This window comes from Nonomuraea sp. H19 (genome assembly GCF_052068215.1).
Lineage (GTDB): Bacteria > Actinomycetota > Actinomycetes > Streptosporangiales > Streptosporangiaceae > Nonomuraea.
Genome location: NZ_JBQHCV010000037.1, coordinates 26,283 through 50,651, shown reverse-complemented (window position 1 = coordinate 50,651; position 24,369 = coordinate 26,283). Strand labels below are relative to the sequence as shown.

General features: G+C 69.6%; 20 protein-coding genes. 6 read left to right on the top strand and 14 right to left on the bottom strand.

Annotated features, from left to right (window positions below):
* Positions 1–29 precede the first annotated feature (29 nt).
* On the bottom strand, positions 30–176 hold the full coding sequence (locus ACTMTI_RS49450) for a hypothetical protein (RefSeq protein WP_441127847.1): 147 nt from the start codon (positions 174–176) through the stop codon (positions 30–32).
* A gap of 92 nt (positions 177–268) precedes the next feature.
* Here ACTMTI_RS49450 and ACTMTI_RS49445 point away from each other — a divergent pair, with 92 nt between their 5' ends.
* A complete protein-coding gene (locus ACTMTI_RS49445; protein WP_441127846.1) occupies positions 269–1,192 on the top strand; it encodes an aldo/keto reductase in 924 nt (307 codons plus the stop codon).
* A 144-nt stretch (positions 1,193–1,336) separates the two neighbouring features.
* On the top strand, positions 1,337–3,178 hold the full coding sequence (locus tag ACTMTI_RS49440) for a glycoside hydrolase family 15 protein (RefSeq protein WP_441127845.1): 1,842 nt from the start codon (positions 1,337–1,339) through the stop codon (positions 3,176–3,178).
* Between the two features lie 96 nt (positions 3,179–3,274).
* Here ACTMTI_RS49440 and ACTMTI_RS49435 read toward each other — a convergent pair whose 3' ends face one another.
* From ACTMTI_RS49435 to ACTMTI_RS49410, 6 genes are all read right to left on the bottom strand, one after another.
* Complete coding sequence (locus ACTMTI_RS49435) at positions 3,275–4,723, bottom strand: glycosyl hydrolase family 28-related protein (RefSeq protein ID WP_441127844.1); 1,449 nt, start codon at positions 4,721–4,723, stop codon at positions 3,275–3,277.
* Between the two features lie 33 nt (positions 4,724–4,756).
* Positions 4,757–6,397 carry an FAD-dependent oxidoreductase gene (locus ACTMTI_RS49430; protein ID WP_441127843.1) on the bottom strand — a complete coding sequence of 547 codons (1,641 nt, stop codon included), beginning with the start codon at positions 6,395–6,397 and terminating at the stop codon, positions 4,757–4,759.
* Between the two features lie 25 nt (positions 6,398–6,422).
* On the bottom strand, positions 6,423–7,259 hold the full coding sequence (locus tag ACTMTI_RS49425) for a carbohydrate ABC transporter permease (protein WP_441127842.1): 837 nt from the start codon (positions 7,257–7,259) through the stop codon (positions 6,423–6,425).
* The gene (locus ACTMTI_RS49420; protein ID WP_441127841.1) at positions 7,256–8,179 is read right to left on the bottom strand and encodes a carbohydrate ABC transporter permease; all 924 of its coding nucleotides are present in this window, start codon (positions 8,177–8,179) and stop codon (positions 7,256–7,258) included. Before ACTMTI_RS49420 ends, ACTMTI_RS49425 begins: the two co-directional genes overlap by 4 nt.
* Positions 8,179–9,474: an ABC transporter substrate-binding protein gene (locus ACTMTI_RS49415; RefSeq protein WP_441127840.1), complete on the bottom strand. Its 1,296-nt coding sequence runs from the start codon at positions 9,472–9,474 to the stop codon at positions 8,179–8,181. The genes ACTMTI_RS49420 and ACTMTI_RS49415 overlap by 1 nt, the downstream gene beginning before the upstream one ends.
* 63 nt (positions 9,475–9,537) lie before the next feature.
* A complete protein-coding gene (locus ACTMTI_RS49410; RefSeq protein ID WP_441127839.1) occupies positions 9,538–10,563 on the bottom strand; it encodes a LacI family DNA-binding transcriptional regulator in 1,026 nt (341 codons plus the stop codon).
* A gap of 202 nt (positions 10,564–10,765) precedes the next feature.
* Here ACTMTI_RS49410 and ACTMTI_RS49405 point away from each other — a divergent pair, with 202 nt between their 5' ends.
* Positions 10,766–11,146, top strand: coding sequence for an Atu4866 domain-containing protein (locus ACTMTI_RS49405; RefSeq protein ID WP_441127838.1), 381 nt, complete (start codon positions 10,766–10,768; stop codon positions 11,144–11,146).
* Between the two features lie 18 nt (positions 11,147–11,164).
* Here ACTMTI_RS49405 and ACTMTI_RS49400 read toward each other — a convergent pair whose 3' ends face one another.
* The 5 genes from ACTMTI_RS49400 to ACTMTI_RS49380 all read right to left on the bottom strand — a co-directional run bounded on the left by ACTMTI_RS49400 (position 11,165) and on the right by ACTMTI_RS49380 (position 16,689).
* Complete coding sequence (locus tag ACTMTI_RS49400; protein WP_441127837.1) at positions 11,165–11,569, bottom strand: hypothetical protein; 405 nt, start codon at positions 11,567–11,569, stop codon at positions 11,165–11,167.
* A 24-nt stretch (positions 11,570–11,593) separates the two neighbouring features.
* The gene (locus ACTMTI_RS49395) at positions 11,594–12,127 is read right to left on the bottom strand and encodes a hypothetical protein (RefSeq protein ID WP_441127836.1); all 534 of its coding nucleotides are present in this window, start codon (positions 12,125–12,127) and stop codon (positions 11,594–11,596) included.
* A gap of 568 nt (positions 12,128–12,695) precedes the next feature.
* Complete coding sequence (locus ACTMTI_RS49390) at positions 12,696–13,982, bottom strand: glycosyltransferase (RefSeq protein WP_441127835.1); 1,287 nt, start codon at positions 13,980–13,982, stop codon at positions 12,696–12,698.
* Positions 13,979–16,195 carry a glycoside hydrolase domain-containing protein gene (locus ACTMTI_RS49385; protein WP_441127882.1) on the bottom strand — a complete coding sequence of 739 codons (2,217 nt, stop codon included), beginning with the start codon at positions 16,193–16,195 and terminating at the stop codon, positions 13,979–13,981. The genes ACTMTI_RS49390 and ACTMTI_RS49385 overlap by 4 nt, the downstream gene beginning before the upstream one ends.
* Positions 16,196–16,353: 158 nt before the next feature.
* Positions 16,354–16,689: a hypothetical protein gene (locus tag ACTMTI_RS49380; protein WP_441127834.1), complete on the bottom strand. Its 336-nt coding sequence runs from the start codon at positions 16,687–16,689 to the stop codon at positions 16,354–16,356.
* Positions 16,690–16,816: 127 nt separating this feature from the next.
* On the opposite strand from ACTMTI_RS49380, the gene ACTMTI_RS49375 reads away from it, so the two are divergent.
* Entirely contained in the window at positions 16,817–18,715 is a 1,899-nt protein-coding gene (locus ACTMTI_RS49375; RefSeq protein WP_441127833.1) for a cellulase family glycosylhydrolase, read from the top strand.
* Positions 18,716–18,833: 118 nt separating this feature from the next.
* On the opposite strand, the gene ACTMTI_RS49370 is transcribed toward ACTMTI_RS49375, so the two are convergent.
* Both ACTMTI_RS49370 and ACTMTI_RS49365 read right to left on the bottom strand, forming a co-directional pair.
* Entirely contained in the window at positions 18,834–20,186 is a 1,353-nt protein-coding gene (locus ACTMTI_RS49370; protein WP_441127832.1) for an alpha-L-fucosidase, read from the bottom strand.
* 313 nt (positions 20,187–20,499) lie between these two features.
* Entirely contained in the window at positions 20,500–22,464 is a 1,965-nt protein-coding gene (locus ACTMTI_RS49365) for a glycoside hydrolase family 127 protein (RefSeq protein WP_441127831.1), read from the bottom strand.
* Between the two features lie 381 nt (positions 22,465–22,845).
* On the opposite strand from ACTMTI_RS49365, the gene ACTMTI_RS49360 reads away from it, so the two are divergent.
* Together ACTMTI_RS49360 and ACTMTI_RS49355 are read left to right on the top strand one after the other, a co-directional pair.
* Positions 22,846–23,151, top strand: coding sequence for a hypothetical protein (locus ACTMTI_RS49360; RefSeq protein ID WP_441127830.1), 306 nt, complete (start codon positions 22,846–22,848; stop codon positions 23,149–23,151).
* A complete protein-coding gene (locus ACTMTI_RS49355; protein WP_441127829.1) occupies positions 23,148–24,290 on the top strand; it encodes a bifunctional WXG100 family type VII secretion target/C40 family peptidase in 1,143 nt (380 codons plus the stop codon). The genes ACTMTI_RS49360 and ACTMTI_RS49355 overlap by 4 nt, the downstream gene beginning before the upstream one ends.
* Positions 24,291–24,369: the final 79 nt, after the last annotated feature.

Below are 24,369 nucleotides of genomic sequence, written 5' to 3'. Positions count from 1 at the left end.
GAAAGGGGTAAAGCGCCCAGCCTGCCCGGTCACGGCTTCTGGCCGTACCCGGGCAGGCCGGACGCGAGCCGCAGCGTCGGCAGGCGGCTGAGGAGGTCGTCTCCCGGCTCGCGCTCCTTGCGGGCGATCAGTTCGGCGAAGTAGCCGAAGACGGCGCAGCCCGTGCGTGTGGTCAACTGGCGGTATGACGGCGGAGAGCTGGGGCGCCAGGGGTGCCGCGATACGGGCTGGGATGGGTGTGCGTGCGCTCGGTCGCACAGAGTTGAGGGTGACACCGGTAGGGATCGGGCTGGCCGCGCTGGGCCGTCCGGCTTACATCACACTCGGCCGGGAGGAGGATCTCGGGGCTGATCGCAGCGTCGCCGCGATGCGGGCGCGGAGCTGGGCGGTCCTGGACGCCGCGCTGGCGGCCGGCGTGCGGTACTTCGACGTGGCCCGCTCCTACGGCCGGGCGGAGGAGTTCCTCGCCGGCTGGCTCCGCGAGCGCGCCATCGCGCCCGGGGCGGTGACCGTGGGATCGAAATGGGGGTACGCCTACGTCGGCGACTGGCGGATGGACGCCGACCGGCACGAGGTGAAAGAGCTGTCGGCCGGCCGCCTGCGACGCCAGCTCGACGAGACGCGAGCGCTGCTGGGCGAGCACCTGTCGCTGTATCAGATCCACTCGGCCACCGTGGAGAGTGGCGTGCTCGACGACGAGGACGTCCTTGCCGAGTTGCGCCGGCTGCGTGCCGCCGGCGTATCGGTCGGCCTGTCCACGACCGGTCCGCGTCAGTCGGACACCATCGACCGGGCGATCGAGAGCGGCCTGTTCGACACGGTCCAGGCGACCTGGAACCTGCTCGAGCGATCCGCCGGCCCGGCCCTGGCCCGAGCCCACCGGTCCGGCCTGGGCGTGATCGTCAAGGAGGGCGTGGCGAACGGCCGTCTGACCGCCCGCGCCGCCCCGCACGCCCTTGCCGCGGCCGCCCGGGAACGCGGCCTCACCCCGGACGCCCTCGCCCTGGCCGCCGTCCTGGCCCAGCCGTGGGCAGACGTGGTGCTGAGCGGGGCCGCCTCGGTGGAGCAGTTCCACAGCAATCTGACCGCGGCCCACATCGGCTGGGACACGGATCTGGACGAGCGTCTCGCCGTGGTGGCCGAGGATCCCCAGACCTACTGGACGACACGGGGCTCGCTGACCTGGCAGTGAGCACTCCGGCGCGAGCGCGCCCCTCCGCTGTCCGCGCTCGCATCGGTCCGCCGATCCGCGACGGCGACGCGGTGCCGAGAAGATCTGCGGCTCCTTGACGAACTACAGCGCCCCACAATCAAGCACGCTGCCTATTTTGAGAACATGCAGGCAGAAAACGCCGACGCGACGACCACGGCTCGCGACGACTCCCGATACCTGCCGATCGGGGAGCACGGGCTGATCGGTGACCTGCGGACCGTCGCACTGGTAGGCACCAACGGCACGATCGACTGGTACTGCTGCCCGCGATTCGATTCGCCCAGCGTGTTCGGCTCGATCCTGGACGCCGGCAAAGGAGGCTCGTTCCAGCTGTCCGCCGACATGCCGGCGACCACCAAGCAGTTCTACTTCCCCGACACCAACGTCCTGATCACCCGCTTCTTCGCCGATGACGGAGTCGGCGAGATCCAGGACTTCATGCCGATCGCCGGCGACCGGCTCGAGGCCGACCGGCACCGGCTGATCCGCCGGGTCACCTGCGTCCGCGGCACAATCCCGTTCCGCGCCCGCGTGGCGCCCCGATTCGACTACGCCAGGCAATCCCACACGGTCCACCGGGACGGGTCACAGACGACCTTCGAATCGGACTCGCTCTGCCTCGCCCTGTCCGCCAGCGTGCCCGTGGAGACCGACGGGCGGGACGCCTGGAGCCGGTTCGAACTGCAGGAGGGCGAGCACGCGGTGTTCGCCCTCGACCGCGTCGGCGCGGGGATCATGCCCCGGGGCTGCCCGCTCGAGGAGGCGGATGAGGAGTTCGCCGCCACGGTGAAGTTCTGGCGGAAGTGGCTGTCCGCCTCCCGCTATCGGGGCCGGTGGCGGGAGGTCGTCCACCGCTCGGCCCTGACGCTGAAGCTGCTCACCTACGCCCCGACCGGCGGGATCGTCGCCGCCCCCACCACCAGCCTGCCCGAGCGGATCGGCGGCGCGCGCAACTGGGACTACCGCTACGTGTGGGTACGCGACGCCGCCTTCTGCGTGTACGCCCTGCTCCGGCTCGGCTTCACCGAGGAGGCCGAGGCGTTCATGGGTTTCCTGTCCAACCACGTCGGGCTCGACGACAACCACGGCACGGGCCCGTTGCAGATCATGTACGGCATCGACGGCCGCAGCGACCTGCCCGAATACGAACTGCCCCATCTGGAGGGCTACCGGGGATCCGCCCCCGCACGCGTGGGCAACGCCGCCGTCGACCAGCTCCAACTGGACATCTATGGAGCGCTCATCGACTCCATCTACCTCTACAACAAGTGGGGCACCCCGATCTCCAGCGACCGCTGGGAGGAGGTGTGCACGCTGGTGAACTGGGTCTGCGACAACTGGGACCAGCCCGACGAGGGGATCTGGGAGACCCGGGGCGGACGCAAGAACTTCGTCTACTCGCGCCTGATGTGCTGGGTGGCCATCGAACGCGCCATGCGCGTGGCCGCGCAGCGCGGCCTGCCCGCCGACATACCGCGCTGGCGGCAGTCCCGCGACACGATCTACCGCGACATCATCCGGCACGGGTGGTCGGACACGCTGCAGGCGTTCGTCCAGCACTTCGGCGAGGATGTGCTCGACGCGTCCATCCTGATGATGCCGCTGGCCAAGTTCGTCTCGCCCACCGACCCCAAGTGGCTGTGCACCCTCGATGCGCTCGGCCGCGGCCTGGTCTCAGACTCGCTGGTCTACCGCTACGACCCCGAGGTCAGCCCAGACGGGCTGCAGGGCCCGGAAGGCACGTTCTCGATCTGCTCGTTCTGGTACGTCGAAGCACTCTCCCGCGCCGGTCGCCTCGACGACGCCCGCCTGGCCTTCGAGAAGATGCTGACCTACGCCAACCACCTGGGACTGTACGCCGAAGAGATCGGGCACACCGGAGAGCAACTCGGCAACTTCCCCCAGGCCTTCACCCACCTCGCGCTCATCAGCGCCGCCTTCCACCTCGACCACGCGCTGGGCTAGCACATCGCCCGGCTCACGGCAGGTTCCGCCGGATGGCTTGCCGGGCCCGGCCGCCCTTTGACCTAGCCGATCAAGTCGGTCAGCCGGGCCGGGCCATCAGGGTCTTGGCCGGGTCGCCGCCGGGAGCTTGTTGGCGGCACCCCAGTCGGCGGCGCCCGGCCCGTACACCGGCCACGGGGTGCTGCCGAGGAAGGCCGGCCGGGTCGCCGTGTAGAGCGAGGGCGGGATGCGGGAGCTCTCGCTGAGCGCCCCCCATTTCAGCGTGGTGCCCTCCAGGTTGGCGCCGTGGTAATGATCGGTCCCGGACAGCCGGATCAGCCCGAGTTTGTTGCCGATGAGGTTCTGCCGGGTCGTCTGGCCGTTGATGCTGCCGATCTGGTAATTGGCGTAGTTGCGGAACCAGGTGTTACCCGGTCCGGTCGCTTCGAGCTCGCCCTGGCCGAGCTTGGAGTTGTCGGCGTACCCCTCGTAGAAGCGGTTGCCCTCGATGAGGTTCAGGTATGCGAAGGTGCCGTGCAGTGCCAGGTCGTTGTAGCCGTTGAAGGGGTTCTCCAGGGAGTTGTAGCTGATCACGTTGTGGTTGGCGCCGAGTTGCAGCACGATGTGGTGCCGCAGGTCCCACAGCTTGTTGTCGCTGACCCGCACCCGGGTGGAGCCCCAGTTCAGGCTGATGCCGTAGGCGTAGCCGTTCTGGTTGACGAAGGCGCCGTGCACGAGGTTGCGGTCGATCGAGATGTCCTTGCTCCAGTAGACGTTGACGTGTGCGCGACCGGACCGCACGGACTCGATGTCCCTGATGAATCCGTTGTTCACCATGGAGAACGCCAGGTTGTTGACGTTCTCCGTGGTCGGCTGGTTCAGCCGTTCGATGGTCAGTTGCTCGACCCCGGCGTTCTCCAGCATGTCGATCTCGCGGACCTTGGGCGCGGACGAGGCCGGGTAGGCCAGGCCTATCTTCATGTTCAGCTGAAGCGTGTCGCCGCTCCTGGAGACGATTTTGAAGATCTGCGTCTCGATCGGATAGCCGTAGGCGTGGCGCCCGGCGTCCTTGTAGAGCTGCACGAAGTCGCCCGGCTGCAGGCCGGGGGCGCCGGGGACGGTGATGGACTGGCTGCCCGACGCGGGTGAGCCGGAAACGGCGGCCGGGTCGCCGGCATAGGCGCCGTTGAACTTGAGCTCGGCGTTCACCGACCCGGGCGCGTCGATCAGCAGCCGGGTCCGGGTACGGCCGGCGCCACGCAGGATGACGTCGTCGGCGGTGATGTTCAGAGTGGTCTTGAAGTAGTACGTGCCGGGCGGGAAGTAGAGCACCCGCCGGCCCGAGGTCGTGGCGATGATCTGGCTCAGCTTGGCCGAGGCGTCGATGGCGGCGTCGCCGGCGGGCAGGCCCTTCGTGGTGACGTCGATGGTGGAGAAGCCGCCGGGATCGCGCCACTGGGTGTCGGTCCAGCCGGCGGGCGGCAGCCGGTCGGCGGGGACGTCGCCCGGGTCGGTGGCGGCGAGGGGCAGGCAGAGGACGGCTAATGAGGCCAGGACGTGGAGCACGCTACCTCCTGAGTGGATGGTGAGGAGGGGAGGTCAGCCCGCATGGGCGGTCACCTCGTTGGGGATGGAGTCGTGGCGGGCCCGCGGAGCCCTGATCTCCTCGGGCCAGGCCAGGCTGATGCCGAGCCGGTCGGTCAGCAGCCGCTGGAAGTCGGCCAGCAGCCGCGCGGTCCCGTGGACCGCCTGCGGCGAGGTCCGCGACTCCGCGCAGAACGCCGACAGGGCCCCCGCCGCCTCGCCGATCGACCATTCCACCGGGTGCAGGCGGTAGGCGCCGTTGGTGATGTGCGTCGTGCCGATGTTCTTGCAGGCCGCCAGCAGATTGGTGGTGCCCTGGGGCAGCAGCGCTCCGAGAGGGATCTGGAACGGGAAGCAGTCGATGTCCACGTACGTCCGGCCCGACGTGCTCGGGTGCAGGTCGATCCGGTAATAACCGATGCCCACGCTGTCGTCGAACAGCTCGGCTCCCGCCTCCGCGCCACGCATCTCGCGCCCGATGTGCGCTTCGGTGACCGTGAACAGCGCCTTGATCCGGCGCGACTCGCGGACGTAGACCTCCTTGGCCAGGCCGTCCTCCGTACCCGTGACGTCGCCGCGCAGCCGCAGCCCGGGATAGCCGTGGCCCCCGTCCAGGCGGGGCGCCTCGGTCTGCATCCAGTGGACCAGCGACAGGGTCAGCTCGCGCGCTCCCTGGAGGGCACGTGTGCGGGTGTCGTCGTCGACGCCGAGGAGCGGCAGCTCCCAGTAGTCGATCTGCGGCCAATTCACCAGCGTGATCTCACCGCCGGGGAAGCCGGGCTCCAGGTTGCGGCGGGCGAGGATGCGCCGGTAGTGCCACAGGTCGTCGATTCCGGCCGCTTCGTGGTCCGCCGCGGCGAACAGCGGGCGGGTACGGCGGGTCAGCAGGTCGGGCACCACGTCGTCCCAGGACAACTGGGGGCCTGGCCAGCGTGGATCGACGGTGTCGCGCCAGTGCGCGTAGCCTGCGGGCCGGTCGATGGTGTGCTCTTCCCCCGGGCGGTACTCCAGGGCGCAGCACCAGCTGACGGCCTGCTGGTCGAGCGGGTCGGCGACGGCCGGCGCGTGCAGCTCACCGTGCTCGTCGCCGCTCTCCGCGCCGATGACGTACGGGACGCGCGCGAGCTCCAGCAGCTCCCCCAGCTCGGTGGCGTCCACGACCAGCGGCGCGCGCAGCGTGGTCTCATTTCCTGAGCGCAGGCTGCGCACGTGGACCGCGCTGATCAGCTCGCCGTCGCGGTCCGCGGCGACCGCCTCGTACGGCGACAGCACGGTCAGCGCCCCCGAGGCAATCAGCGGCGAGAGCATCTCCTGGATGACCAGCGCCGCCACGCGCGGCTCGTGGCACAGCCGCGAGACGTTGCCGAATCCCGGGTTCAGGGTCTCCCACTCGCGGGCCTGCCCGGTCAGCGGGTAGTCGCGCCGGTAGTGGTCGCGGATCCGGCGGCGCAGCTCCTGGTAGCTGGGCGAGGTCAGGGACGTCTCGATCCACTGGTGCTCGTCCGGAGGCACCGCCTGGGCGGTGAGCTGCCCGCCGAGCCAGTCGGAGCGCTCGACCAGGATCACCCGCCGGCCCAGCCGGGCGGCGGTCAACGCGGCGGCCGTGCCGCCGAGACCACCCCCGATGACGATGAGGTCGGTGAGGAGTTCGGGCATGCAATAGACCTTTCTGGTACGGGAGTCAGCCCTTGACGCTGCCGTCGGTGAGCCCGGAGATGAAGCTGCGCTGGTTGATCAGGAAGACCGCGATGACCGGCAGCGTGACCAGCACGGCCCCGGCCATCAGCGGGCCGTACTGGACGTTGCCCGTGGACAGGAAGCGCGCCAGGGCGAGCTGGACGGTCTGGGTCTCCTGGGAGGAGGTCACGACGAGCGGCCAGAGGAAGTCGTCCCAGACCGCGGTGAAGGAGAAGATCGCGATGACCGCCACGAGCGGGCGGGCCAGCGGGAAGTAGATGCGCCAGAAGACCCGCCACTCCCCCGCGCCGTCCATTCTCGCGGCCTCGGCCAGGTGGGGATCGGCGGTGCTGAAGTACTGCCTGGCCAGGAAGATGTTCATGGGCAGCACGAGATACGGCAGCACCACACCGCCCAGGGTGTCGAGCAGCCCGGTGCCGCCCGTGCCGGCGAGGTCGTTACCGCCCAGCAGGGGCATGCTCTTGGCCATCAGGAACAGCGGGATCAGGGTCACCGAGACCGGGATCGCCGCCGTGGAGACCAGGGTGTAGAACAGGGCGTTGCTGCCACGGAACGGCAGCAACGCGAAGGCGTAGCCCGCCGCAACCGCCGCCAGGCAGTTGGTCACCATGGCCACCACCGTGACCAGGGCCGAATTGAGCATCGCCCGGCCGAGCTGGGCGTCGGTGACGGCGGTGGCGAAGTTCGCCGTGGTGGGATCAGAGGGGATCAGCCCGATCGAGCCGAAGGCGTCCTGCTCCGGGGTGAATGCCAGACTGATCATCCACAGGAACGGCATGAGCACCAGGACGGACGCCACCGCCAGGGCGAGCCTGTTCATGAGCGCCTCCCGACGCCGCGGACGGCCAGGAACGAGACGGCGATGATGCATGCGAACAGGACGAACGCCATGGCCGACGCACTGCCGAACCGGTTGTACTGGAACGCCTCGGTATAGATCAGGTAGTTGACCGTCGTGGTGCTGCCAAGCGGCCCGCCCCTGGTCAGGACGAATATCTCGGCGAAGCCCTGGGCCAGGAAGACGATGTCCATGGCGATCACGTAGGTGAGCATCGGCCGGAGCCCGGGCAGCGTGACGTGGCGGAAGGCGTGCCAGGCGCCGGCTCCGTCCACGCGGGCGGCCTCGTACAGAACGCTGGGGATGGCCTGCAGTCCGGCAAGCAGGAGGACCATGTTGGCGCCCAGCGCCTTCCAGATCCGCATGGCGGCGGCGGCGTTCAGCGCGGAGCCCTCCTCCAGCAGCCAGCTCTGCTCGGGCAGGCCGAAGAGGGCGAGGATCTCGTTGAACAGGCCGTGCTGGGAGTACATCCACAACCACACCATGCTGACCGCGGTGAGCGAGACGATGTGGGGCACGTACAGGGCGGAGCGGAAGAGGCCGACGCCGCGGAAGGACTGCTTGGCGAGCAAGGCGAGCCCGAGCGCGATGACCACCGTGCACGGCAGGACCAGCGCCACGTACTTCCCGGTGACCAGCAGGGCCTGGCCGAACTCCGGGTCGTTCAGCAGCCTGGTGTAGTTGTCGGCGCCGACGGGCTGCGGGCCTGACCGGCTGAGCGGGCTGTAGCGGGTGAAGCTGAGGGCCAGCCCGTACAGGACGGGTACGAGCTGGAAGACGATCAGATACAGCGCGGCCGGCAGCACGAACACCAGCCCGATCCAGCGGCGCGAGGACCGCAGCCGGGCCGGCGCGGGCCGGCCCTTCGCGGTGCGTGGCGGCGCCTGGGTGAGCGTGGCCATCAGCCGTTGAGGATCTTCTTGACCTCGGCCGCCGCCTCCTGGAGCGCCTGCGCCGAATCGGTCTTCTTGTTGAGCGCCCGCTCCAGGTGCTTGGCCATGGTGTCGCGGATCTGGGTCCAGCCCGGCACGTTCGGGTTGGGGCGGAAGTGCGCGGCCTGCCCGACGAAGGCCTGGATGACCGGGCTGTCCTTGACGTACGCGGTGCCGGCCGCCGAGACGCGCGCCGGGATCGCCCCGATGCCCTGGGTGTACTCCAGACTGGTGGGCTGAGAGATCATGTAGGAGATGAACTTCCAGGCCAGCTCCTTCTGCCGGCTGTCCTTGTTGATCATCAGTCCGGGGCCCGCCCCGCCGACGGCGACGCCTTCCGGCGCGCCCTCGAACTTGGGGACCGGCATGACCCACACATCGAGGTCCGGGTTGGCCTTGACCACCTGCTGGACGGTCTGCGGCGCCATCACCGCCATCGAGGCGTCGCCCGTGACCAGCGGTTGCTGCGCGGTCGGCAGGTCCTGGTAGTTGGCGCCGAGCTGGTTCGCCACGGCGTCGGGACCCTGGTAGACGGAGACGAAGTAGTCGAGCGCCTTGACCCCGGCGGGCGAGTCGAACGCGACACTCTTGCCGTCGGCGCTGAGCTGCTCGCCGCCCGCGGAGCCGAGCAGGCTTGCGAACGTCTGCTGGCGCCCGATCGGATGGCTGGGAAGCAGCAGACCGGCATGCGTGATCTTGCCGCCTTCGCGCTTGGTCAGCTTCTTCGCCGCTTCCTTGACCTCTTCCCAGGTGGCGGGCGGCTTGCCGGGGTCGAGCCCCGCCTTGGTGAAGTCGCCGGCCCGGTAGGCGATGAGGTTGCCCTGCATGGAGAGCGGCATCAGGTACTGGGTGCCGTTCACCTGGCCGCCGGGCAGGGCGTTCGCCAGGTCGTCGCGATCCTGCGCGCCGAGTCCGGCCACGTACGAGGTCAGCGGTTCGAGCCGGTCGTTGGTCACGAAGTCGGCGACCGCCGCCGGGCCGTGGCCGAAGACGTCGGGAGCCGTACCGGCGGCGAAGGCGGCGTTGAGCTTGGTCGACAGGTCCGGCCAGTCGAGGAACGTCACCGTCACCTTGGCCCCGGTCTCCTTCTCGAACCTCGGTGCGATGGTCTTGGTGACCAGGTCGATCTCGGTCTGGTTCGTGCCGGGGAACCACACGGCGATGGCGTTGTCCGCGGGCTTGCCCGCGTCCTGCGCCGGGCCGCCGCTCAGGCCACAACCGGTGAGGAGCACAAGAGCGGCTCCCGCCGCCCACGTAGTCTTCATATCCGCTCCTAATTCGTATTAGAAGGCGCGCTCAGTGCCTTCTTCCTGGGCCCTTGCGAGCCTTTACTCCTGAGGTCCGACAGTGCCGGGGGTCAGCGGCGCGCAGGGCACGATCTCGTGCCGATCCGCCGGCACCCGGCCGTCGAGCAGTCCGAGCAGCAGCTCGACCGCCCGCGCGCCCATCTGCCGCCTGGGCACGGCGATGTGGCTCCAAGCGGCGGCCGGGCCCGCCGCCGGTGGCATGTCGAGGCAGGCCACCGACAGCTCCCCGGGGATCCGGACGCCCTGCCGCGCAGCCGCCGCGGCGACGGCCCCCGCCAGCTCGAAGCTCTCCACGACCAGCGCCGTCGTGCCGGAGTCCAGCACCTCACGCAGCCACGCGCCGGTCACCGCCTCGGGCGCCAGCAGCGCCGCCGGCGCGACCCGCATCTCCGCTCTCGCGGCGAACTGGCCGAACGCCTCCCTGCGCTCCTCCTGCGGGCCGCCTCGCAGCACGCCGCCCAGATATCCGACCCGCACGTGGCCGTACGAAGCCAGCTCCGCCACCACACCCGAGATCGCCCCGGCGTAGTCGGCCGCCACATACGGCACCTGGGCGCCGGGGATGTCGCGTCGCCCTATGAAAACGAACGGATAGCCCTCCGCCGCGAGCCGGACCAGCTCCTCGTCCTTGCGCTCGAGGCCCAGGATGATCGTCCCGTCGGCGAGGCGCAGCCGGTTGGACCCGGCGCCGTAGATGCTGCGGGTGCCGTCCTCGCGCTGGGTCGAGGCGAACAGCACGAGGTCCTGCCCCATCTCGACCGCCTTCTCCTCGATCCCCGCCAGGAACTCGTGGTAGTAGTCCTCGGCCCGTACCGGGAAGACCCGCTCGTAGGTGTGCACCCCGATCAGCCCGTTGCGCCCGCCGCGCAGGGACCGGCCCGCCACGTCCGGCACGTAGCTCAACTGCCGCATGGCCTCACGGACCTTGTCCTGGGTGGCCGGTGCTATGCCGTACTCGTCCGCCCTGCCGTTGAGCACGATGGACACCGTCGCCTGGGAGATCCCGGCGGCCCGTGCGATGTCCCGCTGACTCGGCCTGCCTCGCATGTGCGCTTACTTCCCCTCTAATACGTATCAGGAACCCAACCACCGCCGCCTCACAGTGTCAATACCGAGGAATGAAACGGAACGAGGACGAGTGGCAACCTGCGAGCAGAGGCCCCCAGGGTGGCCCTGACACGTCTACCCGGCGCGAGTGCGCCGCTCCTACGGTGAGAGCACCGGATCCACCTGCGGAAAGGTCTCTCTCATGCACGCGGTCCCCCAGCTCCGCCCGCTCTGGCTCCTGCTCGGCAGCGGCCTGGCCACCCTCATCGCCTGCTCGGCCTCTGCTGAGAACAGAACCCCGGCCGTCACACCGGCGGCCGGGGTCGAGGCGACGAGCCGGGCGGATCACCGGTACGTCGGCATGTGGGTCACAGCCGACGGTCACATCCGCCAAGAGCTTCTGCCCGATGGCCGCTACGACGAAGCGCGCGGCAGCCGCAGGAGCGCCTACACCGGCAGCTACACCATCGCCGGCAACCACATCGACTACCTGGACGACACCGGCTTCACCGCCGACGGGACATTCATCAGCGACGATGTGCTCCACCACGGTGGCTATGTCTTCCACCGGGAACGCCGCTGAGACGTGTCCAACGAATGATCATCGCGACCGCCGCACGCGCCTGGCGGCCACGGTCAGCACGGTCAACCCGGCCATCGCGAGCAGCGTGGTGAACATCCACTCCCCTGAGCCGCCCGGTCCGTAGACGCGGCTCTCGCGCCCCGTGTCCACGGCGTCGGTGGTCTGCCCGGCGGCGAGCACGTCGCGGTCGCTGCCGTACAGCTCGACATCGTGCCGCAGGACCCGCCCGTCATCGGAGGCGAAGTCCCCGGCCCAGACGCAGGACTCGTGCCCAGGATGCTGGATGCATCGCAGCTGCCTGGCGGTGAAGACGCCGCTCACCCCGTCGGCGCGCGCGGCCCGTATGGCGGGGCCGAGCTCGGGGACGGACACGAACAGCAACAGCAGCCCCGCAACGGCCAGCGCCACAGTGAAGCCGCTCAAACGCCGTTTCGTGATCGTCATGACTCAGTGTGCGAGCGCGCAGGTGCAGGAGGCCCCGGCGTGCTCCGCGGCGCGGCGGTGGAGCAGCATGGCCACCACCATCGGCGCGAAGACGAGCGCGTTGTAGAACAGATGCAGCTCCATCCTGGGCAGGACCAACTGCAGGACGCTCGTCGGGACCGGGCGGCCCATCAGGTACAGGCCGCTGAGCTTCTGCGCGAGCAGCAGCAGGTGCTCCATGTGGTGCCATACCTGGATGCCCAGGGAGATGTTCCACCACGTGCGCGACGCGCCGGTGAAGCCCTTGCGCAGCATGATGAGACCCACGAGCATGAGCAGCGCGTACCCGTAGTGCATCCACTCCGAGGTCACCAGCCACGGGAAGGGCATGCCGAGCACCCCCCGAGCCTGGCTCAGCGGCCAGCCCCAGACGTAGACCTGCACGGCCTGCACCAGGTGCTCGGCCCAGTGGGCCACCACGATGACCAGGTAGATCGTGAGTGCGGTCTTGTGATGGCGCCCATTGAGAGTGGAAGCGCTGATCGTCGTCGTCGCCATTTCTTACCTCACGTTTCTTGCGATGACGCTGCCGGACAGGGCCACAGTGACGCTGGGTACGCATGAGCGCCGTGTCCTGTGGTTTCTCGAATCCGGCGGGCCGGCGATCGAGTAGTTGATCATGCTTGGCCACTCCCTTGTCGCTCCCGTGTAACGGGCGTGAGGTGAACGTCGGCGCCGGAGCAACCGCCGCCCCGGGCGAGCCTGGCCGGGGCTCCGGCCGCTGTGCCGCTCATGTCTTCCCCGCAACGATGAGCAACACGGGCACGATGATTTCGGATGGCACTAGCAACCGGCTTGGAACAATCTTGCAACTGGCTAGTGGCGGGCCGCGGCACGAGTGGAGGCCGTCGTTCGACGGCCTCGCGGCAGCCGTGCGCGCAGCGCGCCCCGCAGCAGGTCGGCAACGTCGGCCGGGTGCGGGCGGGGTTTGGCGGAGGCGCCGACCCGGCTGCGCGCCGCTGCCGGCCACGGGCGGAGCGTTCGACGCCACGCCGGCGATGTCGTCAGAACGTCTTGGCTTGATCCTGACCTGTGCCGTCGGCCGTTCGTCGAGCTGGGCGGAGGTTCAGCCGTTCGCGGCGTGCACCGCGACGGCGGGCGCCTCCTGCGGGAACAGGCCGTCGAATACCGCGGCCCGGTCGAAGGACATCGCGCGGGCGCGGGCGCGAAGTTCCAGGTCCTGGCGCTCGGCGGCGGACATGTCCAGAACCACCCGGTCCACAGCCGCGGCCAGACCGGCGATGTCCCCGGGCTCGACGATGACGGCCGTGTCGCCGACCGCCTCGACGGTCCCGCCGGTCATGGTGGTGATGATCGGTCCACCACCGGCCAGCATCTTCTCGGCCAGGGCGATGCCGAACGTCTCGACGAAGTCGGGCTCGGGCTTGGTGGGCAGGGCGTAGACCGCACAGCCGCGCATGAGCAGCGGCTTCTCGTTGTCGTCGACGTCGGTGAGGAAGACCACCCGGTCGTCCTCCTTGGCCATCGCCCGCACCTGCTCCAGCGCCGGCCCGGTGCCGGCGACGACCAGTTTCACGCGTGACCGGCAGCGCATCTGATCGAAGGCGGCCAACAGGTCGTAGATCCCCTTGGCCGGAGTCACCCGGGACAGGAACAGGATGTACCCGTCACGTTCCAGACCACGCCGCGTGAGTGCGGCGTCCACGTGCGCCGGATCCAGGTCGAGAAAGGCGGAGGAGTCGATCGGCGGGTAGCTGACCGTCACGCGGCGCCGGCATTGTTCGGCGAACCTGGTGCCGCAGTGAGCGTCCACCTGCTCGGCCGAGGCGACGATCTCCTCTCGGGTGTACTCGGAGACCGCGACGACCTCGTCGTTGGCCAGGAACGTGGTGAACAGCACGGTCGCCGCGCCGAACCGGCCTTCCCGCAGGCACGACCGGATCACGTTGGTCACGTCGGAGCCGACCGCTTTCGCGACGGTGTGGACGTTCGGCGCGAACCCGGCCGCGCGCGCGGCGGCTACCGCGTCCATGACCACCGACGTGTGCGGAACGAGGTACATGGACAGGCAGGTCGTGGGCACCGGTTCGGCGAGCAGCTCGACGAGGCGGCCGGTGAGGCCGGCCTGGTGGCGCCCGTCCGGCACCCGGTAATCCCCCACCGCCTCCGGCCGCTCCACGGTGATCCCGGCGCTGTACGGCAGCAACCGGTCCAGCGGCTTGAGCGGCAGCCCGGCCGCCTGCAGCGTCGGAATCGGCCAGGTCAGCAGCCGTACATCGGCGAACCCGCGGGTCAGCGCCACTTCGGCGAGGTTACGGGCTTCGCCGGAGTGGCCGCAGATGACCGGGTCGGCTCTGACCACGATGACGAGACGGCGACGGGGGTGGATCATCGCGTTTCCTTCGGTGTCGCAGGGGGATCGGAAAGGGACGGAGGGCGGATCCCCCAACCCCACGCCGACGGCTCCGGGCCCAGCCGCAGGTGCAACCGGCCGCCGCGGTGCACGGTGGCGGCGCTCAGGTGCGTCGCGTGCAGGGGTTTGCCGTTGAGGGTCGCCGACTGGACGTACTGCGGCGGTGGGTCACGATCGATGCCGTCGACGCCGATCGGCGTCTCGCGGTGCCCGCTGGTCTCGATGACGAACTCGTTGCCGCCGGCCTGGAGCACGGCCCGGGCGAACGCGGGCGTGTTGACCAGGAACATGCTCTGCCCGGCGACCGGGAACAGCCCCAGCGACGCCCAGACGTACCACGAGCTCAGGCCGCCGGAGTCGTCGTTACCGGGCAGCCCGCCGGGGCCGGTACCGAACTGCCAGGTCAGCGCCGCGTGTACCACCTGGGCCGTGCGGTCGGGCCGGCCCGCGTAGTGGTACGCCCACGGCGCCTCCATGTCGGGCTCGTTGTTCAGCCCCTCGAACCGGTTCAGGGCGTATCCGGCCGCCATCTCCGCGGCATGCGGGCGCCGGCCAGGCTGCGTCACCGGTGCGGCGCCGAAGCCGAAGAACCTGTCCAGCTTGTCGATGAAGGCCTCGTCGCCACCGGCCAGGGCGATCCTCGCGGCCATGTCGTGGAGCAACCGGAACGAGTAGTTCCACTTGCCGCCTTCGTAGAACGTCGAGTCGCGCAGCAGTCCCGTGCTCGGGTCGAACGCGTTGGACCATTGACGGCTGCGCTCCTCCAGATCGTCGGCCAGGCGCCGGTCGTTCACCGCCCGGGCGACCTGTGCCGTGCAGTGGTGGGCGTAGGCGAGGTCGAGGGTGTGGGTGATCGGGTGCACCACTCCGTGCTCGAAGAAGTCTTCGCCGTACAGGCGACGCAGGTCATCGACCATGTGCACGAGCGCCCAGTTCCAGTCCAGGCCGGTCCGGCCGAGAGCGTGGGCGTCCGCCAGCGCGGTGTGCGCGAGCGTGCTGGCCTGGCGGAAGAACCGGTCGGCGCCGCGACTCATCCGGTATCCGATGGGGAAGTTGCCCTCTTCCTCGCAGACCCGGATCAGCGACTCCAGCAGGTCCGCGAACCTGTCCGGGACGACGGCCGCGAGCAGCGGCAGCTGTGTCTTGTAGATGTCCCACATGGTGCACACGTCGAACGCGAACGGCCCGGGGGTCGGCCAGAACGGGCTCTCGTCGTCGGCGACGCACGGCTTGATCAGCGCATGGTAGAGCGCCGTCGCGAACACGGTGCGGCGGGCCGGCGTGCCACCCTCGACCTGCACCCGGTCGAGGTGCTCGCCCCAGCGGGCCCGGGTCCGGGAACGTACCGCGTCGAACGCCGGCTGGGCTTGCCCGCACTCGCGCTCCAGGTTCTGCCGCGCCTGGTCGCACCCGCGCAGCGAGAACCCGAGCCGCACCTCGATGGTCTGCCCCGCTGCGGCCGGGCCCATGAAGAGCATGCCGAAAGGCCGCAGCGTGGTGTGCCGGATGCTGTCGAAGTCCAAGCGGGTGCCGCCGTCGACGAGCCGCCGGTCGTACCAGAGCATCTGCCGCCAGCCCGGGCTGTCGACGTCCAGGTACACCGACAGCGGGACGCCCTCCATCACCACCGTGCCCTGGGCCCGGCCGTGGCCCATGCTCTCCACCTGTGCCCGCAACGGCACGGTACGGCCGAGCTCGATGTCCAGGCCACCACAGGACAGGTCGACCACTACACGGGCGCTGCTGTGCTCAGGAAACGTGTACCGATGCACGGCGACCTTGGGGCCCACGGTGAGCTCACAGCGAATCCCGGTGTCGAGGGTGGCCGCGTAGTAGCCGGCCTCCGCCACCTCGTCGTGCAGCGGCCAAGCCTCCCCCAGCACGTCCAGCGGCTGCACCATCGGGGTGACCCGGACGTAGTTGTAGTACTTGCGGATCGCGCCGGTACCGGACTGCTGGAAATGGGTGAACCCGGACGCCTTCAGTTGCTCGAACATCTCCTCGGGCACACCCTCGGTGTTCTTCGCGTACCGCCCGTACCCGGTCGGGTACGCGCCGGAGTAGGCACAGGCCGACACCATGCCCAGCGGCGACGTGGCACCCGGGTGGGTGTTGCCTACCTGGGGTTTCGGCCACCACCAAGTGGCGGCCAGACCACGTGCTCGAGGCAGGTCGGTCGCCGCGATGCCGATGAATGGGTCAACGTTGTCGAGGATGGCCGGACTCTATCCAGCGCGATCCCGTCTTAGGTTTCGGCGAGATGAACTCCTTTGACCAGCGACATTAAGCCGGCACCGGCAAGCCATTCAGGGACGCCTTGAAGGCTCGGAAGCGGTTCGCCGCCTGGAGATCACGTTCTCACCAGTGCCTTGATGTCCTCGCGCCGGTTCATCCGCCGGTAGGCGGTGGCCACGTCCTCCAGGGAGACCTCGGTGGTGAACACGGGGGACGGGTCGAGCGCGCCCGACAGCACGTCGGCGACCAGCGGTTCCAGGTAACGGCGGACCGGCGCGACGCCCGCGCGCAGCGCGATGTTGGAACGGAAGAAGCGGTACAAGTCCACGGTGTGCACCCCGTTCGGCACACCGACGGAGCCGATCGTGCCTTCTCCGAGGCCGAGCGGGCCTTCCAGCTCGCCCTGACACCGGGCGCGGCCGAGAAGGTGGTCGTGACCTTCGACGATCACGGATAGACCGAGGGCTCACGCTCCAATACCGATGACGGCCGGCGAGCCCCGCACTTTTCTGGCATTCCGGTCGGCTCGCACGAATCACTTACTTATCTGAACATGAGCCTCGCTCTATTCTCCGTTTATGCGAGCAGCATCGTCCCGGGCGGCGCGCCTGGCCGCTTCCGCTTTGGTCACCGCCCTGGCGTTCACCTCGGTATCCGGCAACGCACATGACGCCGCGGCCGCCCCCACGGCCCAGACCCCGCTGACCGTCACGGCCAAGCGGCAGAGCTGGTTCTTTCGCGACGGCGACGGCCGGGAGGTGACGCTGCGCGGGTTCAACGTGTCCGGCAGCACCAAGCTCTACGAGAACTCCCTGCTGCCGTTTCGCAGCATCGCCGACGCCGCGCGCTCGGCGCAGGCCATGCGCGACCTCACCGGCGCGAACGTGATCCGGTTCCTCATCAGCTGGGAGGGCGTGCAGCCGTCCCCCTCCACCATCGACTACGCCTACCTCGACCAGGCGGTCCAGCAGATCCGCGCGTTCACCAGCCGGGGAATCCGCGTCCTCGTCGACTACCACCAAGACCTCTACTCCTCGTACCTGTTCAACCAAGGCAGCTGGTACACCGGGGACGGCGCGCCGGAATGGGTGATCAAAGCCGGGAACTACCCCCAGGAGTCGTGCGGCATCTGCTTCCTGTGGGGGCAGAACATGCAGACCAACGAGGCGGTCCGCCGGGCCGCCTACGACTTCTGGCGGGACCGGCGCATCAGCACGGCCGCGGGCGAGGTCGGCGTCCAAGAGGCGTTCCTGCAACAGGCGACGGCCACCATGAGGCACATCAAGCAGCGGCTGTCGAACGAGGAATTCGCCTCCATCATCGGATTCGATCCCTTCAACGAGCCCTTCGACGGAGGCCTTTCCGGACAGAGCGGCCTGGAGTGGGAAAAGACCTACCTGATGCCCTTCTACCAGCGCTTCCGCGCCGCCATGGACGCCGCCGGGTGGGCGTCCAAGCCGGCCTTCGTGGAACCCTTGGTCTTCTGGAACACCGGCTTCTTCGAGGAGGGCGGGCTCGCCACGGTCGGCGCCCTCGGCACCCGGTACGTCTTCAACAGCCACTTCTACGACGGCGCCCGCATGACGGTCGACCCGTCGCCGGCCTCGGACGGTGTGTACGACGCGGCGATGAACGAGATCCGCGACCGGGCCCGCGCCGTGGCCACCGCGCCTTTCGTCTCGGAATTCGGCCACAAGCTGTCGGGCAACGGCAGCGATCGCACGCCGTGGATGGTGCGAGCCATGTATCAGGCCATGGATTCCGGGGTCCCCGGGAAGAACTGGTGGCAGGACGCCGCCGCCGGCGGAGACGTGCTCTCCTCCACCCAGTGGCACTGGGACATCTACAGCGGCCGGCACCACGAGCTGATGAACCGCAACCCCGCCAAGGTGCAGACCGCGGGCGACGCCTGGAACGACGAGGACTTCTCCGTGGTCGCCGCCGACGCGTCGGGTGTCCTGCGCACCCGGCTCGACCAGGCGGTGCTGGACCGCCTCTACCCGACCGCGGTCGCCGGTGACCTGCTGGCCTTCGCCTACGAGGACCTCGCCCGGTCCGGCTACGGCGGCGCCGGACAGCAGCAGGCCTGGCTGACCGTCCCGTCCTCCATGCCGAACATCGCCTCGCTCGTCAAGGACCGGCGGTTCGGTGTCGTGGTCTGGCGTGAACCCGCCACGGCCCCGACCGCCCCGACCGAGCTGCACCTGCCGGCGTCCTTCACCGCCGCGACCACCGTCGTGGTCGGCGACGTGGCCACCCGCGTGGGCCTGCCCGCCTCCGGACCGGCGGCGATCGCGACGGAGACCGGCTCGCCCACCGCCCGCCGCATGCTGCTGACGCCCTCCGGCGCGGCACCGGGCACCGTCCACGCCAGTCTGGTGGTCAGCGCGGCCACCGGCCCGGCCGTCACCCCCGCCCAACTGGCGGCCGCCGCCACCGAGCTCGCCGCCTGGAAGAGCGCACGCTTCCCAACCTGATCGCAGGCTGCCGGGGTGCGCGAAGTGATCCACTCGTGCTGTCCTCAAGGGCGGGTACGGAGCGCATAGCGGCGTCCGGACACGCCCTCCCAGGCCACGCGCGACCGCCCGGCAAGCCTCATTCCGGCGATGCCAGCGTGAAGCGGATCGCGGCGGGAAGCGGCCCCCCGAGCCCGGGGGAGGCGACCCGCACGCCGTCCGGGACAGCGGTGGCGCTGACCGGGCCACCGTCCAGGCGGGCCGCGGTAGCCGGGTCGAGCAGCCCCGGCCGGGTTTTGAGCACCGCCTCGCCGCCCGGCGCGCCCGCGACGAACGCATAGGCGTGCCGGTCGTCGCGGGTCCAGCGGACCCAGGGCGGGCCCTCCCCCGCGGCGGTCTCGCCGCCGGGGACGGCGTCGCCTGGCTCCAGGGGCCTGCTCGCGTGGACGGCGGCGGCGTGGTGCGCCATCCAGGACGCGATGCCCTCCAGGACGGCGCGCTGCTCTTCCGGCAGAGTGCCGTCGGCCTTGGGACCGACGTTGAGCAGCAGATTGCCGCCCCGCGAGACCACGTCCACCAGCAGCCGCACCGCGCCCGCCGGATCGAGCAGGTGCTCGGGGCCCTCGTTGCGGTTGTAGCCGAAGGACAGGCCGACGCCCCGGCAGTTCTCCCAGACGGCGGCCGCCTCGTTCTCGCGGCCCGCCTGGTACTCGCTGGTCAGGTAGTCGGCGTGGGCGCCGTCCCAGCGGTCGTTGACCACACCCTCCGGGACGGCGGCGTAGTAGTGGGCGAACAGGCCCGGCAGGTCGCCCATGCCCAGGTCGGGCCAGCCGATGTCGTTCCACAGCACGTCCGGCCGGTAGCGGTCGATCAGGTCGCGCACCTGGCGCAGCGCGTAGGCGGCGTAGGCGGCCTCGTGGGGGCGGCCGTAGTCGTCGATCAGGTCCTCGTGGCGGATCACGGCGCGGCGGCCCGCGTACCAGTCGATACCGCCGGAGTAGTAGACGCCGAAGCGCAGCCCTCGGGCGCGCACGGCGCCCGCCAGGTCGGCGACCAGGTCGCGGCGCGGGCCGCGGTGGACGGTGTTGCGGGTGCCGGTGCCGGGCGCGTCCCACAGTGCGATGCCGTCGTGGTGCTTGGTGGTCGGCACGACGTAGCGGGCGCCGGCGCGGGCGAACAGGTCCACCCAGTCGCCCGGGTCGAACGACTCGGCCCGCCACAGGTCGAGGAAGTCGTCGTACGGGCGGCCCCCGTGCACCGCGTGATGGTGCGCCCAGGCGGGACTGCCCTCGATCTGGCTGGTGTTCCAGTACCACTCGGCGTACGGGTTGTGCGCGAACCACACCTCCGGATCGGTGGCGCCCAGCTCGCCGGTCGGCTCCGCCCAGGCGGGCACCGAGTACGCCCCCCAGTGGATGAAGACGCCGAACTTGGCGTCGGTGAACCACGCCGGGACCGGCCGGCCGGTCAGGAAGTGCGGATCGTCGGTCATGGCATCCCTCGTGGAGACATCGGACTATTTGCTGGGCACAACAGTAGGATCCGCCCACCCTGACGCGCTATAGGGGGCATACATCCGATCTCAGAGCTCGGCTCGGCAAGGCAGGCCCTGCCGGTCGCCGGCGCTGGTCATCGCCCGGCGCCGCCGCGGACGCCCAGGGCGAATGTGCTGTGCCGAGCGCTGGATCCGCATGGTCGGAGCCGAATGCCGCGGCGACCGCCACAGCATCGGCGGCTGTGGCGGTCGGCTCGGTCAGATCAAGATCGATGTGCCGACGTCTGGGTGGGCGACTTGGCGATCTAGGTTATCCGCGGCCGTTCGAGCTCTCCACGTGCTCGGAGTTCGACGCGGTTCCTGCGGGCACCGCGCCGAGGCCGCCGTCGCGGATCCAGACGGTCATGCCGGAGAGGCCGCGGTTCCCCCAGGAGAAGTAGGGCACGGCGGTCAGCGTGACGCTCCGCCGGCCGGGTGGACGGTTGCCGTACAGCTGCCCGTCGGCGGTGGCGTCTGTGGTGGCGTCGGCGTGCAGGGTGGCGACTCCGGTCCGCTCGTCGGGGACCGCGTGGATGCGGGTGTCGCGGGTGAGGGTGAGGGTGTGAACGGCGCAGTCGTGGTCGACTCCCTCCAGGCAGAACACGACCGGCCCCCGCTCGAGGGCGACTTTGCCGGCGGCGGAGGCGACGGCGGGGTGTGCCCAGGTCCGGCGGACTTCCATGTCGAGGTCGATCTCCACCAGGTCGCCGGTCCGCCACCGGCGGGAGAGGGTGAGGTAGCCGTCGCGCAGGACGGGCTGGTCAACGGGTTCGCCGTTGACGGTGATGGTGGGTTGCCGGCTCCAGCCGGGGATGCGGATGGCCAGGGTGAACTCCGCTTCGTCGTCGGTGGGGGTGACGGTCACGGCGAGATGGCCGTCTTGGGGATAGCGGGTCTCTTGGCGGAGGGTGACCTCACCGCCGGTGAGGGTGAAGCGGCCGGTGCCAGCCACGTAGAGGTTGATGACGGCTTCGTCGGGTCCTTGGGCGTAGACGTAGCGCCCCAGTTCGCCGATCAGCCGGGCGAGGTTGGGCGGGCAGCAGGCGCACCCGAACCATTCCTGCCGGGCGACGGTGCCGTCGCTCGCGAGGGGGTTGCCGTAGAAGTAGTGGGTGCCGTCGGCGGAGGCGCCGCTGAGGACGCCGTTGTACAGGGCACGTTCGAGAGTGTCGATGTAGTGGCCTCGGCCGGTGAGGTTGCTCATCCGCTGCGCCCACTGGACGAGGCCGACCGAGGCGCAGGTCTCGGCGTAGCCGTGGGCATCGGGCAGGTCGTAGTCGGGCCCGAAGCCTTCGATGCTGGGGTCGGAGCCGGCTCCGCCGGTGATGTACAGCTTCTTGGTGGTGAGGCTGGTCCACAGTCGCTGCAAGGCCTGGAGCAGCCGGTCGTCGTCGTACTCGCCGGCCAGGTCGGTCATCGCGCTGTACATGTACATGGCGCGGACCGAGTGGCCGACGACCTCGGCCTGGTCTGCCACGGGCTGGTGGCTCTGGTTGTACTCGCGGAATCGCCGCGCGTCCTCGGGCCGCTGGGGCAGCCTGGTGCCGAAGTAGCCGGGGGTGCCGCGGCGCTGTAGCTCGACCTCGAAGTAGAAGGGCTGCTGTCCGCGCCAGTCGATGAGCCGTCGGCTGAGGTCGAGATAGCGGCGCTCGCCGGTGGCACGATAGAGCTTGACCAGCGCGAGCTCGATCTCCTGGTGCCCGTCATAGCCTCCTGCGCAGGGGCCGTCGGGGCTGAAGACGGTGTCGATCAGGTCGGCGTAGCGGCGCACGATGTCGAGCAGCCGGGTCTTCCCGGTCGCCTCGAAGTGGGCGACGCCGGCTTCGACGAGATGACCGGCGCAGTACAGCTCGTGGGCGTCGCGGAGGTCGGTGAACCGTTGTCCTGGCTTGACGACGGTGAAGTACACGTTGAGGTAGCCGTCGTCCTGCTGCGCGCCGGCCAGCAGCTCGATCGCCTCGTCAACGGCCTGGTCCAGCTCGGGGTCGTCAGTGGTGGCCAGGCAGTGGCTGGCGGCCTCGATCCACTTGGCGACGTCGCTTTCCCAGAAGATGTGCGGCTCGTGCGGGTCCCCCGGCCGCCAGGTCAGGGTCAGGGCGTCGAACTGCTGACCGGGCCGGCGCATCTGGCCTTCTTGGTGCCGCAGCGTCCGGGTGCGGATCAGCTCACGGCGCGGCGCCCAGAACCGGTCATCGATGGTGACCGCGGTCAGCGGCAGCGGTTCACGAGTGCGCATGGCAGCAGGAGAGGTCATAGTCATGAAGGCTCCAACGAGGTGGTCCAAAATGGCAGAAACGGGATATTCATGATTGCAGGTGGACCGTCACGAGCCCGGAGCCGTAGGGAGCACCGCAGGGAAGATCCTCCGCCGGCCTCTCGATGCGTCCACAGCCCTGCTCAAGACCGGCAAACGCGCAGAACGTCGCGTACTGGCCTGCGAGCGGGTCCGTGACACGCCTCGCCCCCCGGCTGGGGCGGCGCGCACCGTGCGGTCTCCGCGGAATTCGGTGACCAGCCACACTTCCCTGAAGCTCGGTCAACCTGGGTCGCTAAATGACCAAGGATGTTAGATTGTCGGGGGTTTTGGTGTTGATGTGACACGAGAGGCGTGACTCGCGTGGCAGGGTTCGAAATCTACTTTGACGCGCTCGAAGAGTGTGCGACCAGGGCCAAGGGAGTCGCAAACCAGTTCAAGAGCATGGCCGACGAGGCCCCCGTGAGCGTGGGCACCTCCTGGTTCGGTGGCCTTGAGGGCTTTTCCAGCCCACTCGCCAAGGCCGTCGAGGATTTCGAGGGGAAGATCGACGCCGAGACCCGCTACGCCCAGCAGAACCTGAGCAAGGTCGAGGCGGCCGTCTATAAGGTCGTCGACAACGTCCGCAAGGCGGACCTTCCCGTCGTTCCCAGGACGGAACAAGCGTGACGGATAGTTACCTCAGCCCCATCCAGCGCATCATCGACGACCTGAGCGGCAACCAGGCCGAGATCTCGAAGATCTCGAAGCGCTGGCGGACGCTGGCCGACAACATCACCACGGAGACCGGCGCCATCAAACGCGCGGTCAACACGGTGAACAACGCGTGGAACGGCACCGCCGCCGAGAGCTTCGCCACCTACATGGCGCGATACCCAGCGTCCGGTACGGAACTGAGCACCGCGCTCACCACCTGCGCGGGCAAGCTGGACGCGGCGGGGACCGCACTGGAGACGGCCAAGGGCCAGGTGGAAGAGCTCTACCGAGAGAAACGCGCCTGGCTCGACGAACAGCGCAACGACCCCGATGTCACCACGATCTCGATGACCAGCATCAGGTCCCAGGTGTCCGACGCCCTCGAACGGGCCAAGGCGCCGACAAACCAGGCGACCCAGGCACTCAAGGAAGCTACCGACGAGATCGGCAAACACCTCGGCGAGGCGCGGTTCTTCACCGCTATCCCCGCTCCCGGGGATCAGGACTTCGTTCCCGGCAACAACCCGGCGATGCGCTGGGTCCCCGATCCCGACTTCAAGCCGCACGCCTCGAAGACCCAGCTGGCGTCCTACAACGGGAACGGCTCGCCGACCGGCGGCAATGGGTACGCCCCGAACGGATCGGGCGTTGGCGTCGGCGTTGGCGGTGGGGGCGGTGGTGGCGGCGGTGGCGGCGCGCCGTCGCTCGCGGTCCCGCCGAACGCTCACAGCCTGGCGCCCAACCCGCGTGCCCAGGCCGTCATCGACTACGCGCTCAAGCAGATCGGCGACCCGTACGTGTGGGGAGCGACGGGACCCAACTCCTTCGACTGCTCCGGTCTGACGCTGCGCGCGTACGAGTCGGCGGGGACCACCATTCCCCGGGTCGCCCACGACCAGTGGATGAGCGGCCCCCGCATTCCCGACGGCAACGCGCAGCCAGGGGACCTCGTCTTCTTCGACAACAACGGTGACGGCACCGCTGACCACGTGGGCATCGTGCTCGACCCCAAGGAGGGAACGATGATCCACGCGCCCAGAACGGGCTCCGACGTCAAGATCGGCGCCTACGGCGGCACCCCCATGGGCTTCACCCGGCCGGGAGTGCGCTGACCACGGCACACGCCGGAGGCGGGGTCCGTTCCCCTGATCCCACGGCCGGGCGCCCGCACCGGAAGGGTGCGGGCGTCCG

Bases quoted from the DNA above. Each gene is read 5' to 3' on its own strand.
- ACTMTI_RS49405 (WP_441127838.1), top strand. From the start codon at position 10,766: ATGCACGCGGTCCCCCAGCTCCGCCCGCTCTGGCTCCTGCTCGGCAGC.
- ACTMTI_RS49420 (WP_441127841.1), bottom strand. From the start codon at position 8,179: ATGGCCACGCTCACCCAGGCGCCGCCACGCACCGCGAAGGGCCGGCCC.
- ACTMTI_RS49440 (WP_441127845.1), top strand. From the start codon at position 1,337: ATGCAGGCAGAAAACGCCGACGCGACGACCACGGCTCGCGACGACTCC.
- ACTMTI_RS49370 (WP_441127832.1), bottom strand. From the start codon at position 20,186: ATGACCGACGATCCGCACTTCCTGACCGGCCGGCCGGTCCCGGCGTGG.
- ACTMTI_RS49415 (WP_441127840.1), bottom strand. From the start codon at position 9,474: ATGAAGACTACGTGGGCGGCGGGAGCCGCTCTTGTGCTCCTCACCGGT.
- ACTMTI_RS49395 (WP_441127836.1), bottom strand. From the start codon at position 12,127: ATGGCGACGACGACGATCAGCGCTTCCACTCTCAATGGGCGCCATCAC.
- ACTMTI_RS49375 (WP_441127833.1), top strand. From the start codon at position 16,817: ATGCGAGCAGCATCGTCCCGGGCGGCGCGCCTGGCCGCTTCCGCTTTG.
- ACTMTI_RS49365 (WP_441127831.1), bottom strand. From the start codon at position 22,464: ATGCGCACTCGTGAACCGCTGCCGCTGACCGCGGTCACCATCGATGAC.
- ACTMTI_RS49410 (WP_441127839.1), bottom strand. From the start codon at position 10,563: ATGCGAGGCAGGCCGAGTCAGCGGGACATCGCACGGGCCGCCGGGATC.
- ACTMTI_RS49430 (WP_441127843.1), bottom strand. From the start codon at position 6,397: ATGCCCGAACTCCTCACCGACCTCATCGTCATCGGGGGTGGTCTCGGC.
- ACTMTI_RS49390 (WP_441127835.1), bottom strand. From the start codon at position 13,982: ATGATCCACCCCCGTCGCCGTCTCGTCATCGTGGTCAGAGCCGACCCG.
- ACTMTI_RS49425 (WP_441127842.1), bottom strand. From the start codon at position 7,259: ATGAACAGGCTCGCCCTGGCGGTGGCGTCCGTCCTGGTGCTCATGCCG.